The organism is Nonomuraea sp. NPDC005650 (assembly GCF_040605375.1).
Taxonomy (GTDB): domain Bacteria; phylum Actinomycetota; class Actinomycetes; order Streptosporangiales; family Streptosporangiaceae; genus Nonomuraea.
The window spans coordinates 340,111-358,727 of sequence record NZ_JBEXCR010000001.1; the positions used below are offsets into that span (position 1 = coordinate 340,111).

The 18,617-nt window shown below is 71.8% G+C and carries 15 protein-coding genes; 7 read left to right on the top strand and 8 right to left on the bottom strand.

What is annotated here, in order from left to right; translation table 11 throughout:
• Positions 1-73: 73 nt before the first annotated feature.
• From uvrB to ABZS69_RS01605, 4 genes are all read right to left on the bottom strand, one after another.
• Positions 74-2,182, bottom strand: coding sequence for an excinuclease ABC subunit UvrB (gene uvrB / locus ABZS69_RS01590; protein WP_355364638.1), 2,109 nt, complete (start codon positions 2,180-2,182; stop codon positions 74-76).
• A 93-nt stretch (positions 2,183-2,275) separates the two neighbouring features.
• A complete protein-coding gene (locus tag ABZS69_RS01595) occupies positions 2,276-3,049 on the bottom strand; it encodes a sporulation protein (RefSeq protein ID WP_355364641.1) in 774 nt (257 codons plus the stop codon).
• A gap of 9 nt (positions 3,050-3,058) precedes the next feature.
• Positions 3,059-4,300 (bottom strand): SPFH domain-containing protein, encoded by a 1,242-nt coding sequence (locus tag ABZS69_RS01600; protein WP_355364644.1) that lies wholly within the window; start codon positions 4,298-4,300, stop codon positions 3,059-3,061.
• Position 4,301: 1 nt separating this feature from the next.
• On the bottom strand, positions 4,302-5,906 hold the full coding sequence (locus tag ABZS69_RS01605; RefSeq protein WP_355364647.1) for an SPFH domain-containing protein: 1,605 nt from the start codon (positions 5,904-5,906) through the stop codon (positions 4,302-4,304).
• Positions 5,907-6,076: 170 nt separating this feature from the next.
• Between ABZS69_RS01605 and ABZS69_RS01610 the strand changes: the two genes are divergently transcribed.
• Entirely contained in the window at positions 6,077-6,310 is a 234-nt protein-coding gene (locus ABZS69_RS01610; protein WP_355364650.1) for a helix-turn-helix transcriptional regulator, read from the top strand.
• Between the two features lie 16 nt (positions 6,311-6,326).
• Here the strand turns inward: ABZS69_RS01610 and ABZS69_RS01615 are convergent, their stop codons facing one another.
• Entirely contained in the window at positions 6,327-7,112 is a 786-nt protein-coding gene (locus tag ABZS69_RS01615) for a methyltransferase domain-containing protein (protein WP_355364653.1), read from the bottom strand.
• 136 nt (positions 7,113-7,248) lie between these two features.
• On the opposite strand from ABZS69_RS01615, the gene ABZS69_RS01620 reads away from it, so the two are divergent.
• From ABZS69_RS01620 to ABZS69_RS01635, 4 genes are all read left to right on the top strand, one after another.
• Positions 7,249-8,301 (top strand): hypothetical protein, encoded by a 1,053-nt coding sequence (locus ABZS69_RS01620; protein ID WP_355364656.1) that lies wholly within the window; start codon positions 7,249-7,251, stop codon positions 8,299-8,301.
• Entirely contained in the window at positions 8,301-8,918 is a 618-nt protein-coding gene (locus ABZS69_RS01625) for a hypothetical protein (RefSeq protein ID WP_355364659.1), read from the top strand. The genes ABZS69_RS01620 and ABZS69_RS01625 overlap by 1 nt, the downstream gene beginning before the upstream one ends.
• Before the next feature lie 10 nt (positions 8,919-8,928).
• Entirely contained in the window at positions 8,929-9,750 is an 822-nt protein-coding gene (locus ABZS69_RS01630) for an inositol monophosphatase family protein (protein WP_355364662.1), read from the top strand.
• A gap of 96 nt (positions 9,751-9,846) precedes the next feature.
• A complete protein-coding gene (locus ABZS69_RS01635; protein WP_355364665.1) occupies positions 9,847-10,089 on the top strand; it encodes a hypothetical protein in 243 nt (80 codons plus the stop codon).
• Here the strand turns inward: ABZS69_RS01635 and ABZS69_RS01640 are convergent, their stop codons facing one another.
• Positions 10,090-11,262, bottom strand: a complete 1,173-nt coding sequence (locus ABZS69_RS01640) for an SLC13 family permease (RefSeq protein WP_355364668.1) — start codon at positions 11,260-11,262, stop codon at positions 10,090-10,092.
• A 55-nt stretch (positions 11,263-11,317) separates the two neighbouring features.
• Between ABZS69_RS01640 and ABZS69_RS01645 the strand changes: the two genes are divergently transcribed.
• Entirely contained in the window at positions 11,318-16,885 is a 5,568-nt protein-coding gene (locus tag ABZS69_RS01645) for a TIR domain-containing protein (protein WP_355364671.1), read from the top strand.
• A gap of 48 nt (positions 16,886-16,933) precedes the next feature.
• On the opposite strand, the gene coaE is transcribed toward ABZS69_RS01645, so the two are convergent.
• Positions 16,934-17,536 carry a dephospho-CoA kinase gene (gene coaE / locus ABZS69_RS01650; RefSeq protein WP_355364674.1) on the bottom strand — a complete coding sequence of 201 codons (603 nt, stop codon included), beginning with the start codon at positions 17,534-17,536 and terminating at the stop codon, positions 16,934-16,936.
• Positions 17,537-17,568: 32 nt separating this feature from the next.
• Between coaE and ABZS69_RS01655 the strand changes: the two genes are divergently transcribed.
• Positions 17,569-18,255: a Clp protease N-terminal domain-containing protein gene (locus ABZS69_RS01655; RefSeq protein ID WP_355364677.1), complete on the top strand. Its 687-nt coding sequence runs from the start codon at positions 17,569-17,571 to the stop codon at positions 18,253-18,255.
• On the opposite strand, the gene ABZS69_RS01660 is transcribed toward ABZS69_RS01655, so the two are convergent.
• Complete coding sequence (locus ABZS69_RS01660; RefSeq protein ID WP_355365302.1) at positions 18,143-18,613, bottom strand: GNAT family N-acetyltransferase; 471 nt, start codon at positions 18,611-18,613, stop codon at positions 18,143-18,145. The two genes, ABZS69_RS01655 and ABZS69_RS01660, sit on opposite strands and share 113 nt — an antisense overlap.
• Positions 18,614-18,617 lie beyond the last annotated feature (4 nt).

Sequence of the window (18,617 nt, forward strand, 5' to 3'; positions counted from 1 at the left end):
AGCTCCTGTACGAACGCCCTCGGCAGCCGCCCCGGGGCTCACGAAGTACCGCGCCCGGAGGCGGCCTACCGCGTTACTTGATGCCGGCCTCGCGCATGTCGCGCAGCTCGCGCTTGAGCTCCTTGATCTCGTCGCGCAGCCGCGCCGCCACCTCGAACTGCAGGTCGGCGGCAGCCTGGTGCATCTGCTCGGTCAGCGACTCGATCAGGGACTCCATCTGCGCCCGCGGCATCTCGCCGGCGATGGCCTTGGCGTGCTGGCCGGCCTGCTTGGCGGCGAAGCCCGGCACCGGGGCCTTGCCGCGCGACTGCTGGCGGCCACCGCCGAGGAGGCGGTCGGTGTCGGCGTCCTCGCGCTGCAGCGAGTCGAGGATGTCGGCGATCTTCTTGCGCAGCGGCTGCGGGTCGATGCCGTTGGCCTCGTTGAAGGCCATCTGCTTGGCCCGGCGCCGGTTGGTCTCGTCGATCGCCCGCTCCATGGACGGCGTGATCTTGTCGGCGTACATGTGAACCTGGCCGGACACGTTACGGGCGGCGCGGCCGATGGTCTGGATCAGCGACGTCTCCGAGCGCAGGAAGCCCTCCTTGTCGGCGTCGAGGATGGCCACCAGCGACACCTCGGGCAGGTCGAGGCCCTCGCGCAGCAGGTTGATGCCGACGAGCACGTCGAACTCGCCCGTGCGCAGCTCCCGCAGCAGCTCGATGCGGCGCAGCGTGTCGACCTCGCTGTGGAGGTAGCGGACCCGGATGCCGAGCTCCAGGAGGTAGTCGGTCAGGTCTTCGGACATCTTCTTCGTCAGCGTGGTGACCAGCACGCGCTCGTCGCGCTCGGCCCGCTGGCGGATCTCGTGGACCAGGTCGTCGATCTGCCCCTTGGTCGGCTTGACCACGATCTCGGGGTCGACCAGGCCGGTCGGGCGGATGACCTGCTCGACGACGTCGCCCTTGACCCGCCCCAGCTCGTACGGCCCGGGCGTGGCCGAGAGGTAGACCGTCTGGCCGATGCGCTCCAGGAACTCCTCCCACTTCAGCGGCCGGTTGTCGAGCGCCGACGGCAGCCGGAACCCGTGCTCGACCAGCGTGCGCTTGCGGGAGGCGTCGCCTTCGTACATGGCGCCGATCTGCGGCACGGTCTGGTGGGACTCGTCGAGGACCAGGACGAAGTCCTCGGGGAAGTAGTCGATCAGCGTGTTGGGCGCGCTGCCGGCCTCGCGCCCGTCCATGTGGCGCGAGTAGTTTTCGATGCCGGAGCAGGTGCCGATCTGCCGCATCATCTCGATGTCGTACGTCGTGCGCATCCGCAGCCGCTGCGCCTCCAGCAGCTTGCCCTGGCGCTCCAGCTCCTCCAGCCGCCCGGCCAGCTCCGCCTCGATGCCCGTCACGGCGGCGGCCATGCGCTGCTCGCCGGCGACGTAGTGGGAGGCGGGGAAGATGTAGAGCTCCTCGTCCTCCGTGATGACCTCGCCGGTCAGCGGGTGCATGGTCGAGAGCTTCTCGATCTCGTCGCCGAACATCTCGATGCGCACGGCCAGCTCTTCGTACTTCGGGATGATCTCGATCGTGTCGCCCCGGACGCGGAACGTGCCCCGGGTGAAGGCCAGGTCGTTACGCGTGTACTGCATGTCGACCAGGCGGCGCAGGAGCTGGTCGCGGTCGACGTCCATGCCGACCCGCAGCCTGGCCATGCGGTCGACGTATTCCTGCGGCGTGCCCAGGCCGTAGATGCAGGACACGGAGGCGACCACGATGGTGTCGCGGCGGGTGAGCAGCGAGTTGGTCGCCGAGTGGCGCAGCCGCTCGACCTCGTCGTTGATCGAGGAGTCTTTCTCGATGTACGTGTCGCTCTGCGGGACGTACGCCTCAGGCTGGTAATAATCGTAATAAGAAACGAAATATTCGACCGCGTTGTTGGGCAGCATCTCCCGCAGCTCGTTGGCGAACTGCGCCGCGAGGGTCTTGTTGGGCTGCATGACCAGCGCGGGCCGCTGCAGCCGCTCGATCATCCAGGCGATGGTCGCGGTCTTGCCGGTGCCGGTGGCGCCCAGCAGCACGCTGTCCTTCTCCCCGGCCCTGACGCGGCGCTCCAGCTCGGCGATGGCCGTGGGCTGGTCGCCCGAGGGAGTCATCTCGGTGACGACCTCGAACGGCGCCACCTTCCGCTGCAAATCTGTGACCGGTCGCATGTTGCCACTGTAGGCGTCCCGACCGACAGAAAGGGTCGTGCCCCCTCAGACCTCCGCCGCCGCCGGGGTCCCCGCGCCCCGGCGGCGTACCGGTCAGAACCAGCCGCGGCGGCGGGCCATCTGCTCCAGGCCGTGCTGCAGCACCCCGTCCGCGGAGTGCGGCGGGTCGTCGTAACGCACGGTGAAGCGGTTGTACGCATCGTGGCTGGAGGTCAGGAAGCCGCCCCGCTTGTCGGCCTCCAGGATGACGTCCATCTGCCGCGGCCCGGCGATGAACGTCAGTTCGAGCTCGTTGAAGTGGCGCCGCCACTGCCCGCCCGCGTAGTACTCGATCTCCTGGAAGAACGGCATCGTCGAGCCGTACAGCGTGCCGCGCTCCAGGTCGGCCTTCTTGAACTGGAAGCCCAGCCGGTCGAGCGCCGCGATGACGTGGTCCTGCGCCGGCAGCGGGCTCACGTACAGCGGGTCGAGGTCGCCCTTGTCGAGCGCGCTCGCCAGGGCCAGCTCCGTCTGGACGCCCAGCTTCATGCCGTGCAGGGGGTGCCCGGCGATGGCGCTGATCGGCGTCTCCCAGGGGACCTGGATCTCGAACGGCTGCTGGTGCTGCGCGCCCGCGGCGAGCTGGAACGTCCCGGCGACCTGCTGGCGCAGGAAGCTGTAGGTCGTCTTGTACTCGTTGTCGCCGGACTCGACCTCGACGACCGCGGTCAGGTCGATGTGGATGCCCTCGACCTTGTAGTCGGAGTTGCCGCCACGGAAGTGGACGACGCCGCGCAGGGCCTCGCCGGGGCGCACGCCCGTGTTGGTCAGCACCGTGTCTACCTCGACGCCCGCGCCGAACGCGGACATCAGTTTGCGGAACACCATGGGGTTCTCCTAAGCGGAAGGTGAGTGGCCGTTCACTTGAGCGGTACCCGTGCCCGAGATGCGGGGGAGCAACTGGGCAAGGAGGAGGGTGGACAGCGCGGAGTCCGACTGGCCCTGCTGGGTGCGTACGACCAGCGGCTGGGGTGCGTTCTCCGCGAGTTTGGCGCCCACGTCGAGGCGCCTGCGGGCCAGCTCGTACTGCAGCACGGCCCGGTTGTCCCGGTACGACTCGGCCAGCCGGCGCAGCGCCTTGGCCTCGTTCTCGGCGGCGGTCAGCTCGGCCCGGCCGCGCGCCTCGATCTCCCACGTCACGCGCTGTGCCTCGGTCTCCTGCTCCTCCAGCATGCGCGCCACGTCCTTGCGCGCCTTGTTGTGGGCGGCCTTGACCTCGACGACGCGGGCGTCACGGGTCTTCTTGGAGCGCTCGATCTCCATCAGCAGGGTGTCGATGCGGCGCTTGCGGGTCAGCTCCCACTCGCGCTCGTAGGCCGAGAGCTCCTTGGCCACCTTCTCGCGGGTGGCCAGGTGCTGCTGGTACTGGTCGGGCAGCTGGACGTCGGGGATGTTGGCGCCCGTGATGCGCACGCCGTACCGGCCGAGCTGGCGGGTGAGCGCGTCCTGCATGTCGCCGACGTCGGAGCCGCGCAGGTCGTAGGCGCGCTCGGTGTTGACCCGGCGGCTGCGCTGCCTGATCGCGTCCTGCACCGCGCTGGAGAGCACCAGGTCGAAGTTGCCGGCGCCGATCGTGCGGACGAACGCGACGGGGTCCACGATGCGGAACTTGAGGAAGAACTCGATCGACTTCAGCGGCACGTTCTCGGCCGTGGGGCAGGCCACGATCGGCGCCGAGTACGGGATCTCCGTGGAGGTGTCGACGACCGCGTCCACCCGGTCCCACGGCAGCCACAGGTAGTGGCGGCCCGGCGGGAGGGTGCCGGTGATGGCGCCCCAGCGGCTGCGTACGCCGGTGGTGCCCTCCTCGATCTCGATGATCGCCTTGCGCCACATCGTGACCATCGCCACGAACAGGAAGAACAGCGCCAGCAGCGCGGCGATCACGGTGAGGTCGGTCAGGACCGCCATCCCGGCGAAGTACAGCCCGAGGAACACCAGCGCCATCCACGCGAAGCCGCGCCGGTCCTTGGGGATCACGACGGGGACGAGCTGGCCCTGCTCGCCGCCGCGCAGGAGCTGGCGGATGTCACCCCAGGAGGCCAGCGACTCCTTGATCTTCGAAAACTCGCGGCTCATCTCAGATCTCCCCCTTGCCGGGCAGCAGGCGTTCGACGGTTCGCGCCAGGTCCGCGTCGGGCTCCGGCGCCGCCTGGGGCTCGGTCACGTCGGCGGTGGCCTTCTTGAGCAGGGCGGCGATCTCGGCCTCGCGGCCCTGCACGCGCGCGCCGATCTCGTCGAGCCTGCCGCGGATGGCGGCCATGTCCTCGGCGGAGAACAGCACCGCGTCCTTGCCGCCCACCAGTTGCTGGGCCAGGGCCAGGAAGTCGATGTCGGTCTGCTCGCCCACCTGCACGACCTGCGGCAGCCTGGTGGCGACGGACTCCAGCTTGTTCAGCAGGTCCTGCTGGAAGCGGTAGTCGAGGATCTCGGGCGCCTCCGCGGCCGACAGCGCCCTGATGTCCAGCGCCTGCGCCTCCAGGAGCGCGGAGTTGGCGTTGGCCGTGGACTCGGCCTCGACCAGGCGCTGCCTGGCCTGCGCGGTGGCCTGGTGGCTGGCGCGCTCGAGCGCGGTGTCCATGCGGGCCTGGTAGCCGGCGATCTCCGCCTGGATGGCGCTCAGCGTCTCCTGCAGCCCGGCCAGCTCCTTGACCAGGTCGCCCTCGTTCTGCTCCTTGCGCAGCTGCAGCTCGTACTCGTAGGTGTAGGCCTCCTTGGCGACCCGGACCATCTCGGGGGCGGCCAGGTCCATCCGGTATTCCTGGCTGGACGGCTCGGCGTGCGTGATGTTCACGTCGGTGAGCCGTACGGCCGGCAGGAACTGCTGGTTGAGGCTGTCCAGCATGCCCACCGTGCTCTCGCCGACCAGGTCGTAGATCTCCTCGGCCCGCTGGGCGTAGATGAGGGAGCGGGTGACCTCGCTGATGGCGTTCTGGAGCTTGGACTGGAAGCCGCTGACCGAGCCGAGCACGAAGATGAACTCCGCCGGGTTCTCGATCCTGAACTGCAGGAACAGGTCCACGCTGGCCTTGACGCCCTGCTGCGTCGGCGCTTCGCTGATCGGCGCGTTGAACGGATATTCGCGGGTGGTGTTGACGATGTAGCTGACCCGCTTCCACGGGTTGAACAGCGTCACCCGGCCCGGGTCCGCGATGTGCACCAGCTTGCCGAACTGGGTGATCAGCGCCTTGCAGCCCTCGGGCACCATCACCACGCTGCGCCGCCACCACAGGAACGCGGCCGCCAGGACCAGCACCACCCAGTAGTGGGGGCCGAAGATCAGATCGGTGTTGGGGATGACGTTGCCGAGCGCGCCGATCAGGCCGAGCACCACCAGGATGCCCAGCGGCACGATCACCTTCGCGGTGCTGCCCTTGGGGATCACCACCGGCGAGATGACGTGCATGCCGTTCTCGGTGAAGCTGCGGTTGACGATCTCGCCGGCCTCGTTCAGCGACGCCGACCTGGCCTCGATGGCCGTGCCGACCGACGCCCCGCCGTCGCGGGCCGCGGCGAAGTCGTGGGGGTTCAGCGCGAAGCCGCGTGCCTGGCCCGCGAACTGCCCCGCCTGGTCGACGACCTGGCCCATGGCCTGCCCCATCGCCTGCCGCATGTCACCCCCTTGGGCGACTGCTTGGGCTATGCCCTGACCTGCCTGGATCAGTGCCTCTCTGGGTCGTGACATGGAACCTTCCTTTTCCGCTACAGGCGAATCCGACCGTATCGGGTGCGACTTACTGTTCGCTTGCAATGCATGTCATATGTCTATTACGTCCCGTAGTAGGAGTGCTATCTATGTAGCAGGGCTACTATCTGGGGAATTGATGGGCGCTAAGAGAGCTCGAAGGAGGCTCGATGGGCGAGACCGTCTACAACCGCATCGCGCTGCTGCGCGCCGAGCGGAACGTGACCCGCAGGCAGCTCGCCGACGCCCTGGGGGTCCATTACCAGACCGTCGGCTACCTGGAACGGGGCGAATACAGCCCGAGCCTCCTGCTGGCGCTGCGGATCGCCGAATACTTCGGGGTGCCGGTGGAGGTGGTCTTCTCGACCAGGCCGTTCCCGCGGATCGGCGAGCGGTCCGCCTGACGGCCGGGGCCCGCGGTCAGACGGTGGCCACCGCCAGGACGTGCGCGCTGACCCCCAGGAGCGACGGCTCCGACTCCAGCCGGCGGGCGGCGTCGAGCAGCAGCTCGCGCCGCTCGTCGTCGTCCAGCCAGTCGTCCACGTCGCCGTAGAGCCAGAAGGCGCCCTCCAGCCCGTAGCGGTGGGGCCGCGCCAGCCCGGCGTCGGCGAACTCGCCCAGGATCTCGTCGGGCTGGTGGAAGTAGCCGCGGAACCCGCCCGGCCTCAACGAGATCATCACCCCCGTCTCCAGGCCCCGGTAGTCGGCCGCCCGCTGCTCCTCGTCCAGCAGGAAGCCGCGGTAGACGCCGTCGTGCACGGCCGCGAAGCGGCTGATGAAGGCCGCCACGACCAGGCCTCCCGGGCGTACGGCGCGCTTGGCCTCGGAAAGGGCGCGGACGCGGTCGGCCCGTTCGGGCAGGTGGTAGAGCGGGCCGAGCAGCAGCGCCGCGTCGGCCCCGCCGTCGGGGGCGGGCAGGTCGCGGGCGTCGCCCAGGCGGGCGCTCACCCCCGGCAGCGCGGACGCCTCCCGCACGTGCAGCGGCACCGGGTCGATCAGCTCGACCTCGTAACCGTCGTCGGCCAGCCATTCGGCGTGCGCGCCGGTGCCCCCGCCCACGTCGAGCACCCTCGCGGGCGTCGGCGGCAGGACGCGGCACAGCACGTCGCGCGTGCGCCAGTACTCCAGGCGGTTGCGCCCCTGCCGCAGCCTGGTCCGCTCACCGCCCTGCTCGTAGTAGCCGAGCACCTCGGGATCCATGATCATGCGAGCCGATGCTAGCGACGACCCCCGCGCGGGTTCGAGGCAATAAAGTCCCTAGCTTTGCGTTACTGGTGGTCGCTTGGCGCGGTCGTTACCATGACCTCGGGGACTGAATGATCGTCGAACGGCGGGGCGAGCGATGACACGGTTCGTGGCGGCGATGAAGCGGGTCGCCCCGTGGGCGGGGCAGAACGCCGACGGCGCCATCGCGCTGGTGCTCGCGATCGTGATCGGCATCGTGGGCGTCCTGCCCAACGAGATCGTCCCCGACGCGGTGCAGTCCCAGCTGGTCAACGCCGCGTCCCTGGTCATCATGGCGCTGGTGGCCACCGCGCTGCTGCGCGACCGCGCGCGCCAGGCCCCGGTCGAGGAGACGATCACCTCGGGCGCGCTGGCCGAGCTGCCCGCGCGCCTGGCGCGGCTGCAGGAGATCGAGTCGCTGGTCGGCAGCACCCGCAAGGCCCTCGACGTGCTCCAGCTCGTACGCGTGCTCGGCAGCAAGCAGGAGATCGCCCAGTCCCACGCCGAGGCGCGCAAGGACACCCACAGGTGGAGCTTCAAGGGCGGCACCGGCACCTACCTGCGCGCGGTCACCCTGCCCGAGTGCGTCGCGGCGGCCCGCAGGGACAAGCGCCACCTCACGGTCAGGGTCGAGGTGATCGACCCGGCCAACCTGGAGGTGTGCGAGACGTACGCCCACTACCGCCGCTCGCTGTCGGACGCCCCCGACGGCACCGGCGAGACGTGGACGACCGACCGAGCCAGGAAGGAGTCGTACGCGACGATCCTGGCCGCCTTCTGGCACCGCCAGCGCTACGGGCTGCTCGACATCGCGGTGGGCCTGTCCTCGACGATGACCACGTTCCGCTGGGACGTGTCCGCCAGCCGCCTGATCATGACGGTCGAGGACCCCAACAAGGCGATGACCGCGCTGGCCGGCACGTTCTTCTACGAGAACTGCGACACCGAGCTGCGGCTCAGCTTCGAGCAGGCGCGGCGGGTGCCGCTGGAGATGTACAAGAAGGTGCCGCTGAGCGACGAGCCCACCATCGAGGAGGTTCAGGAGCTGTTCGAGCGCGTCGGGATCCCCCTGCCCAAGTCGTACAACGGGCGTGACGTCGTCGACATCGCCCGCAAGGCGTTGCGGGCGATGGATCCCTACGGGGAGCCGCAGCCTCGAGACGGTGCGTGATGAGCCACAACGGCGTCCAGCAGCGGGTGCTCGGGGGCGGGGCCAGGTCGTGGGCGCTGGAGACGCTCTCGTCCGGCGGCCTGACCGCCGTGCGCCACCCGCTCGGATTCGTGTGCCTGCCGCTGGAGCGCGACGGCGGCGAAGGGGTATGCGTCCACCTGTGGACCGACACGTTCGCGCACGCCGAGAGCACCACCTCGCAGATCCACTGCCACAGCTGGGACCTGGTGAGCCACGTCCTGTACGGCCAGGTGCGCAACGTGCACGCGGTGGTCACCGACGCCGGCCCGGACGCCACGCACCGGGTCTTCGAGGTGGTCAGCGGGGCCGACGGCGACCGCATCTCACCAACGGGGCGCACCGTGCGGCACGCGACGGGCCTGGTGGAGGTGTTCGGCCCCGGCGACACCTACACGCTGGCCGCCGACCGCTTCCACAGCAGCGTCGTGCCGGAGGGCGGCGAGGCGGCCACGATCGCGCTGGGGCGGGGCCGGCCCGGCAGCCGCGACCTGTCGCTCGGCCCGCTGGGCGGCGGGCCGCACCACGTGGCCAGGCAGCCGCTGGACGCCCGCGAGACCGAGCTGGCCGTCCGTCTGATCACCGCTCACCTGACCTGAGAGGCACCCGATGGACCTGGATCACGCCCGCACGGTCGCCGTCGAAGCCGCCGAGGCCGCGGGAGCGCTGCTCCAGGAGGGCATGCGCGGCGCGGTCGACGTCCGGGCCAAGGGCGACGCGGGCGACGTGGTGACCGACCTCGACCTGGCCTCGGAGAAGCTGCTGCTGGAGCGCATCCTGACGGCCTACCCGTCGCACACGGTGATCGCCGAGGAGTCGGGGCTGGTGGGGGCCGCGGGCGGCGAGTGGACGTGGCTGGTCGACCCGCTCGACGGCACCAACAACGTGGCGATCGGCCTGCCCGCCTACGTGGTGGGCGTGGCACTGTGCCAGGGCGGGCGTCCCGTGCTGGGCGTGGTGCACGACCCCGTCTCCGCCCGGACGTGGTCGGCCGTCCGCGGGCGGGGCGCGCTGTCCGCCGCGGCGGGGTCGTCCTCAGGGGTACGCCTGGCGCCCCCGTACGCGCGGCGCCCGCACGGGCCGCTGCTGGCCTGGACCCAGGGCTACGGCGTGACCAGGGACGACGCGACCGTGCGGGCCCTGCGGTCGGCGCTGGAGCTCAACGCGCGGCGGGTGCTGCAGCTGTGGGCGCCGCTGCTGTCGTGGGCGATGCTGGCGCGCGGCGACATCGACGGCATCGTGGGCTACCGGGCCGAGGCGGTGGACCTGCCCGCGGGCGCGCTGCTCGCCCGGGAGGCCGGCATCGAGATCAGGGCGCTGGACGGCGGCCCGTTCGAGGAGTGCATCGACGGCACCGCCGACGACCGCAGCTTCGTCGCCGCGCATCCCCGTGCCCTCCCCGGGCTCCTGTCCGTCCTCGGGCTCGAATGAGGAAAAGTCCGCAGAACAGGTGTGTCCTTCGCCGATGAGTTCCGCTCCCGTCCGAGGTCTATTTGGAGAGAACGGCACAAGGGAGAGGGGCTCGACATGATGACCACGACCGAGCTGGCGCAGGTGCTCTTCACGACCGCTCTGCAGCCGTCCGACCGGCTGTCGGCGTTCCAGATCCGCGAGGCCGTGGACGCGCGGCTGTGCCGGTGCGGCGGCGACCCGGCCGGGTGCGCGGCCTACGTGGCCCAGGAGGCCGGCGACCACCCCGACACGTACGTCGTGCGGATGCGCTGGGCGCTGGACGCGGTCGCCGGCGCCTACGCGCTGGCCGCCGCCTGATCAGCCGAACCGGACCAGGGCCCACACGGTGGCGAGCAGCCCGACCACGGCCAGGCCCGTGCCGGTGAGCAGGAAGCGGCGCATCGGCACCGTGACCTCGTGGCGGCGGCACGACTCGAACCACAGCAGCGTGGCCAGCGACGCCCACGGCGTGATGACCGGGCCCACGTTGGTGCCGGCCAGCAGGGCCAGCAGCTGGTCCTGGCCGGTGGCCGGGATGACGATCTCGACGGCCTTGTAGGCGGGCAGGTTGTTGATGGCGTTGGACAGCCCGGCCCCGACGGCGGCCGTGCGGTAGGGGTCGCCCTCCGTGCCGACCATCCACGTCATCAGGTCGGACAGGCCGTGCCTGCTGAGCGTGGGCACCACCAGGAACAGCCCCGTCACGAAGATCACGAGCTGCCATGGGACGAGGCTCCAGGTCAGGCGCCCGCGGGCGCGTACCAGGAAGGCCGCCACGACGATCGCGGCCGCCGCCGTGGCGGCGATGGCGACGTGCGCCTTGAGCAGCAGCATCGCGATGAACAGCAGGCAGCCCGCCGACGCGGCGCCGAACAGCACGCGGTCGGCCACCGGCTCCAGCACCGGCGGGGTGTAGCGCAGGTCGCGCCGCTCGCCGCGGCGCCAGTAGAACACCCACAGGAACGCCATCGTCACCGCGATCGAGGCGAGCTGCGGGGCCCACATGCGCGCGGCGAACTCCTGGGCGTCCAGGCCGATCTTCTCCATGCCCAGGAGGTTGGTCAGGTTGGAGACCGGCAGCAGCAGGCTCGCGGTGTTGGCCAGCCAGATCGTGGTCATGGCCAGGGGGAGGGCGGCGATGCGGGCCTTGGGGGCGAGGGCGAGCATGACGGGGGTGAGCAGGACCGCCGTCGTGTCCAGATTCAGAAATATCGTGATAAAAGACGCGAAGGCTGTGCAGAGGAAGAAGAGGGCGGCGTAGTTGCCGCGGCCGAGCACCGCCATCCTCGCCGCGATCGCGTCGAAGACCTGGGCCTCTTTGGTGAGCTCGGCCAGCACGATGATCGCGACCAGGAAGATCAGCAGCGGCCAGATCTCATCCAGGCTGGCGAGCGCTTCCTCCCACGGCAGCAGCCCCGTCGACACGAAGACCACGCCGAGAATGAGCAGCCCGAACCTGATCAGGTCGAGCACCCCAAAACGCCGCCACACCCGTAGATGATCGCACACTGCTGAAACCCGTTGCCCTACAGGGGATACTGGCCTCATGGCGCGTGACGGCAGGCCGACCGAGATCTTCGTCAGCTACTCCCCGGCCGACACGGCGTGGGCCACCTGGATAGCGTGGGAGCTCGAGGCGGCGGGCTACAAGACCATGATCCAGGCCTGGGACTTCGTGCCGGGCACCAACTTCATCGACTTCATGGACCGTGGGGTCAGCGAGGCGCACCTGGTCGTGGCCGTGCTCTCGCGCCACTATCTGAGCTCCCGCTACGGCCGGATGGAGTGGCAGGCCGCGCTGCGGGCCGACCCCGACAACCCCTCCAACAAGCTCGTCACGATCCGGCTGGAGGACGTCCAGCTGGAGGGCCTGCTGTCCACGATCACCTGGGTCGACCTGCTCGGCGTCACCGACTCCGGGCAGGCCAGGGCGCTGCTGCTGGGCAGGGTGCGGGAGGCGATGGCGGGCCGGGCCAAGCCGGAGTCGGCGCCCGCGTTCCCCGACGGCTCCAGCGTGCCGGCGCCCGTCCCGACGCTCCCACCGCCGGGCGAGCGGGCCAGGGCGCGGCGCACGCCGGTGTCGGCGCCGAAGTTCCCCCCGGCGGCGAGCGCCGACCGGGGGCGCGGGTCGATCAGCGTGCTGCACATCGGCGGCCCCAGGTTCGGCCGGGCGCTGCCCGACCCGGGCGAGCCGTTCACGCCCGAGGACATGCAGGCGCGCATCTGGGCGGACCTGACCGCCATGTACGACCGGGGCATGCCGCGTCCCGACCTCATGCTGGTCACCGGTGACCTGACCGAGTCGGGCAGCCTGGGGCAGTTCGGGCAGGCGACCCGGTTCGTGACCGACCTGCGGCTGCTGATCGGGCTGGAGCCGCACCGGCTGATCCTGCTGCCGGGGCCGCGCGACGTGACCAAGGCCGCCGCCAGCGCGTACTTCATGACCTGCGAGGCCGACGACGTGAGCCCGCAGCCGCCCTACTGGCCCAAGTGGCGGCACTTCGCCGGGCTGTTCGGCGAGGTGTACCAGGGGCTGGACGACCGGGTGTTCGACGGCGGGCAGCCGTGGACGCTGTTCGAGGTGCCCGATCTGAAGGTGGTCGTGGCGGGGCTCAACTCGACGATGGCGATGAGCCATCTCGAACGCGACGCGTACGCGCAGCTCGGGGAGGCGCAGGCGGCCTGGTTCGCCGAGCGGCTGCGGCCGTACGAGGAGGGCGCGTGGCTGCGGCTGGGCGCGGTCGGGCATCCGCCGGGCGAGCTGCGCGACGCGCCCGCGTTCGAGCGGCTGCTGGCCCACCGGCTCAACCTGCTCTTCCACGGCGGGTCCGCCCACCGGGCCGAGGGCGTGATCGCCGCGCCGCGCTCCGGGCGGCACCAGGTGGTCGAGATCACCCCTGACGGCCTGCGGATCTGGCAGCCCGACGCGGACGAGCCCGAGCCGGCCCCGTACCGGTGGAAGGCCGTGCGGGCCACCTTCACCGGCGAGAGCCCGGCTCCCGAGCCGCCCGCGCCCAAGCCGGACGAGCGCGCGCCGAGCCCGGTCGAGCTGCTGCTCGACCGCATCGCCGAGGTCTGCGAGGCCAGGCACGAACGGGCCAGGATCCGCCGCTTCGACGCGCACCTCGTGGTCACCCACCCGGAAGACGGCTTCGTCCGCCAGACGATGATCGGCGCGCACGTGGGCGAGCTGACCGAGAGCGCCGCAGACGGCTTCGTCCGCCAGGCGCACGCCACCGGCCTGGCCGCCGAGCTGGTCTACCAGGGCCCGCCCGCCGCCCGCGCGGTCCGCGACGACCTGATGCGCAGGGGCGTGCGGCTGCGCACCTTCACCGAGTTCCAGGGGCTGCTCGACCTGACCGGCTACGTCGCCGAGCAGACGGCCAGGGTGACGGCCGACCGCCGCTACCCGCCCGACCTGTACGTGCCGCAGCGCTACCGCGAGCTCGACCGCCCGGGCGGCCAGGTCAAGCACGGCCTGACCGACGAGCTGATGCGGCTGCTGGCCACCGACCACGGCAGGTTCCTGCTGCTGCTCGGCGACTTCGGCCACGGCAAGACGTTCGCGCTGCGGGAGCTGGCCCGGCGCATCCCGGCCGAGCTGCCGCACCTGACGCCGATCCTGATCGAGCTGCGCGCCCTGGACAAGGCGCACTCCGTGGACGCGCTGGTGGCCGCCCATCTGGCCGGGCACGGCGAGGAGTTCATCGACCTCAAGGCGTTCCGCTACCTGCTCAGGCAGGGGCGCATCGTGCTGCTGTTCGACGGGTTCGACGAGCTGGTGACCCGGCTGACGTTCGACCGGGCGGCCGATCACCTGGCCACACTGCTGGCGGCGGCCGAGGACAAAGCCAAGATCGTGGTCGCCAGCCGCACCCAGCACTTCAAGTCGCACAGCCAGGTGCTGACCTCGCTCGGGGAGATGGTGGGCGTGCTGCCGCAGCGGCGGGTGCTCACCGTCGAGGACTTCACGCACGACCAGATCCGCTCCTACCTGGCCAACCGGTTCGTCGACGGCGACGAGGCCGGCGCGCGCATGTCGCTGATGGGCGAGATCAAGGACCTGCTGGCGCTGGCCCAGAACCCGCGCATGCTGAGCTTCATCGCCGACCTCGACGCCGACCGGCTGCGTACGGTCGCGGGCGCCCGCCACACCATCAGCCCCGCGCTGCTGTACGAGGAGATCCTCAGCTCCTGGCTGGCCTTCGAGGAGCGGCGGGCCGGGGTCCCCGGCTCGGCCGCGGCGCTGACCGTCGACGAGCTGTGGCAGGCGGTGACGGCGCTGGCGATGCGGCTGTGGGACAGCGGCGAGTCGCTGCTGGGCGTGGACGAGCTGACCGAGATCGGCGAGACGCTGACGGACCTGTCCGACGGGCAGCTGTCGGCGGCGCACGCGGCGTACCGGATGGGCTCGGGCAGCCTGCTGGTGCGGACCGAGGACGGGATGTTCGGGTTCATCCACGCGTCGGTGATGGAGTGGCTGATCGCCCGCCACATCGCCCTCGACAACTTCGCGCTGCTGTCCAGCAGGCCGCTGTCGGCGCTGACCATGGAGTTCCTGTGCGACCTGGCCGACGTCCGGGCGCTGCGCGAGTGGGCGGCCGACCCGCCGGGCGACGACGTGTCCAGGGCGAACGCGGTCAAGATCTCCGCCAGGCTGCGCACCCCCGCCCGGGCCGACCTGCGCGGCGCGAACCTGAAGGGCGAGGACCTGTCGGCCAGGGACCTGAGCGAGGTCGACCTCACCGGCGCCGACCTGTCCGAGGCCACCCTGGCGGGCACGAACCTGGCCAGGGCCACCCTGCGCGAGGCCAGCCTGGCCGGGGCGCGGCTGGACGGCGCCACGCTGACCGGGGCCGACCTGACCGGCGCCGACCTGTCGGGGGCGCGGCTGGCCCAGGTGGACCTGAGCGACGCGGCCGTCGAGGGCGCCCGCTGGCACCGGGCCTCGCTCATCAACGTGACCGGCACGCTGCCCCGCCTGCACGGCGCGGCGGTGGTGCCCGGCCAGCCGGTGGAGGTGGAGTTCGCGCCGGCCGGCATCGGCGTCCCGTACGGCTACCACTTCCAGACCAGCCGCCTGCCCGAGCCCATCGCCTACAGCCCCGACGGCTCCACGATCGCGATCGGCAACGAGGACGGCGGCGTGCTGCTCTGCGTCGGCGGCGCGCCCGTGCGCACGCTGCAGGGGCACCGGGGGCGCGTCTACGCGGTCACCTTCGCCCGCTCCCGCGACCTGCTGGCCACCGGCGCGAGCGACGGAGCCGTCCTGCTGTGGGACTCCCTCACCGGCGAGCGCCTGCACGCGCTCAAGGGCCACGCCGACGGCGTCTGGCCGGTGCGCCTCAGCCCGGCCGGCGACCTGGTGGCGGCCGGGGGCGGCGACGGCGTCGTCCGCGTGTGGGAGACGGCCACCGGGCGGCTCGCGCACGCGCTCGAAGGGCACCAGGCGCCGATCTACACGGCGTCGTTCGGCCACTCGATGCTGGTGACGGGTGACGCGGCCGGCGTCGTACGCGTCTGGGACCTGGCGAGCGGGCAGGTGCGGCAGACGCTCGACGGCCACCGCGGCAGCGTCTACCGCGCCGTGCACAGCCCGGACCTCCGCCTGCTGGCCACCGGCGACGAGGCGGGCACCGTCAGGCTGTGGGACACCGCCACGTGGACGCCGCTGCACGTGCTGAGCGGGCACGCGGGCAGCGTCTACTGCGTGACGTTCTCACCGGACGGCTCACTGCTGGCCACCGGCGACACGGCGGGCGCCGTACGCCTGTGGGAGGCGTCCGGCGAGTCCCGGGGCGTGCACACCACGCACGCGGCGGCCGTCTACCAGGTGACCTTCAGCCCCGACGGGCAGGCGCTGGCCAGCGGCGACTCGGGCGGCGTGGTCCGGCTCCAGCAGGTCGGCGGCGGTCAGCGGATCGAGCTGACGGGCCACCGCAGCTCGGTCTGGCCGTTCGCGTTCCACCCCGACGGCCAGCAGATCGCCACCAGCAGCAACGACGGCACCGTGCGCCTGTGGGACCCGGGCTCGGGCAAGTGCCAGCGGGTGCTGCGCGGCCACGGGCGGCGCATCTCGTCCGTCCGGTTCAGCGCCGACGGCTCGATGCTGGCGACCAGCGGCAACGACGGCGTCGTACGCGTGTGGGAGCCGCGCACGGGGCGGCGGCTGCGGGAGTTCACCGGCACGGCCGACCGGCTCATCTCGGCCCTGTTCTCCCCCGCCGGGCCGGCGCTGGCCACCGCCAGCAACGACGGCGGCGTGCACTTCTGGAACGCCGTCACCGGCGACTACGAGCGCGAGCTGAGCGCCGAGACCGACCACGTCTGGGCCGAGGCGTTCAGCCCCGACGGCCAGTTGCTGGCCACGGCCAACGACGACGACAGCGTCAAGATCTGGTATCGCCCGACCGGGCGGCTGGCGGGTAACCTGGCCGACCACCGCGGGCGGGTGCGCTCGATCGCGTTCAGCCCCGACGGCGAGTACGTGGCCACGGGCTGCGACGACCGGCTGGTGCGCCTGTGGCACGTGGCCACCGGCGGCCGGGTGGCCACGCTCAAGGGCCACTCCGACCGGGTCTACTCGGTGGCCTTCTCCCCCGACGGCCGCCACCTGGCCAGCGCGGGCAACGACGGGCGGGCCATGGTGTGGGAGCTGCGCACGGGGCAGCCGTGGCAGCCGCGGCTGGTGCACGAGCTCTGGCACGAGGGGCGGCTGTGGAGCCTGGCGTTCGACGCCACGGGCGAGCGGCTGGCCACGGGCGGCGACGACCTGGTGGTGCGGGTCTGGGACACCGCGACCGGACGGCCGCGGCACACGCTGGCCGGGCACGCCCGCCGGGTGTGGTCGGTGGCCTTCAGCCCGGCCTCCGACCTGCTGGCCAGCGCGGGCGACGACGGCGTGGTGATCCTCTGGGAGGGCGGCGAGCGGCGGGCGACCCTGCTCGGGCTGGCCGAGGGGTGGGCGGCGCTGGCTCCCGACGGGCGGTACAAGATCCAGGGGGAGCCGGCCGGGCAGTTCTGGCACGTGATCGGGATGTCCCGGTTCGAGCTGGGCGAGCTCGACCGCTACCTGCCGGGCGTGCGGCAGGTGCCGCTCGACGCGCCCTTCTGAGCCGCGCCAAGGCCGACGCGGCCCCGGCCCCCACCGGAGCGGGCCCGTTCAGCCGCGGCCGGCGCGGCTCGTGAGCTCCGCCCAGACCTCGTCCACCCGGGCGTCCAGCTCGGCCAGCGAGCCCTCGTTCGGGATCACGATGTCGGCCACGGCCAGCCGGTCCTCGCGGCTCGCCTGGGCGGCGATGCGGGCCTTGGCGTCGGCCTCCGGCATGCTCCGGTGCTCGGCCAGGCGCCGGATGCGGGTCTCGTCGTCCGCGTCGACGACGATGACCACGTCGTACATGGGGGCCAGGTGGTTCTCCGCCAGCAGCGGCACGTCGTAGACGGTGATCGCGTCGTCGGCCGCCCGGCTCTGCAGCTCCGCCACCCGCTCCCCCACCAGCGGATGCACGATCGCGTTGAGCGCGGCGAGCCGCTCGGGGTCGGCGAAGACGATGGAGCCGAGCTTCTCCCTGTCGAGCGAGCCGTCGGGGCGGAGCACCTCCTCCCCGAACACGGCGACCACCCTGGCCAGCCCGGGCGTGCCGGGCTCCACCACCTCGCGGGCGATCCTGTCGGCGTCGATCACGACCGCGCCCCTGGCCGCGAGCCGCTTCGACACCTCACTCTTGCCCGATCCGATACCGCCCGTGAGCCCAGTCTTCAACACGGGAAAAAGCCTACGGGGTCATCATCGTAAGCATGACGACCACGATCGTACGGGCCGCGCACGAGCAGGCCGCGGCCGTCGGGGACGACTGGGTGGGGCCGCAGCACGTCGTGCTCGCCCTGCTGGCCGGCGAGTCCCTGGCCGCGCGGGTGCTGGCCGGGGCGGGCCTGGACCGCGAGCGGGCGCTCGGCTGCCTGCCGCACCACGCCAGGCCCGCGCACGGGACGGGCGGGTTCGCCAACCCCGCCTTCTACAAGCTGTACGGCATCGCGACCGGCCTGGCGCTGGCCGCGGGCGACCGGCACGCCGAGCCCGAACACTGGCTCATGGCCCTGGCCTACGACGTCGAGGAGGACCGGGGCCCGACGCCGCTGCACCTGTTCGGGGTGGACCCGGCGGCGGTGGTCGAGGCGCTGCGCGCGCACGGGGTACGCACGCCGCCGCTCGGCCCGCCCGTGCACGTGCCGTGGCGAGGCCGCCACCAGGTCATCGTGCCCGTCTCCGCCCTCCAGGGCGTGCTGGACCGGCTCGGCGCCGAGCACCCGGCGGGCTCGGAGTGGCGCTGGGGGTGGAACTGGGTGGACGACGACCTGGGCCGCGCCGTGATCACGGCTGAGGAAGGGATCGATCTGGCCGCATACGCAGGTGGATCAGCGTCAGGTGATCGTCCATCCGCTCCCGGCCCGTCTCCCGATAGCCCAGACGGCGGTAGAGCTTGAGGTTCGCCTCTGACAGGTGGCCCGTGAACAGGTCGAACGCCTCCGCCTCCGGCACCGCCTCGTGCAGGGCCGTCAGCAGCGCCGTGCCGAGGCCCTGGCCCTGGCGGTCGGGCGCCACGACCAGCCGGCCGACCAGGCAGGTCGTGCCGGACAGCTGCCCGCGCACCGCCCCGATCACGCGGCCGGCGTCGAGCGCCTTGAGCACGACGGCGCCCTCGATGACCTTGCGGACCTGCTCCAGCGACTCGACGAGCGGCGGGATGTACGGGTCGCCGTACAGCTGGGCCTCGCTCACGTAGGCCGCCCGCTGCACGGTGAGGATCTCGCCCGCGTCCGGCGCGGTCGCCCGTTCGATCAGCACG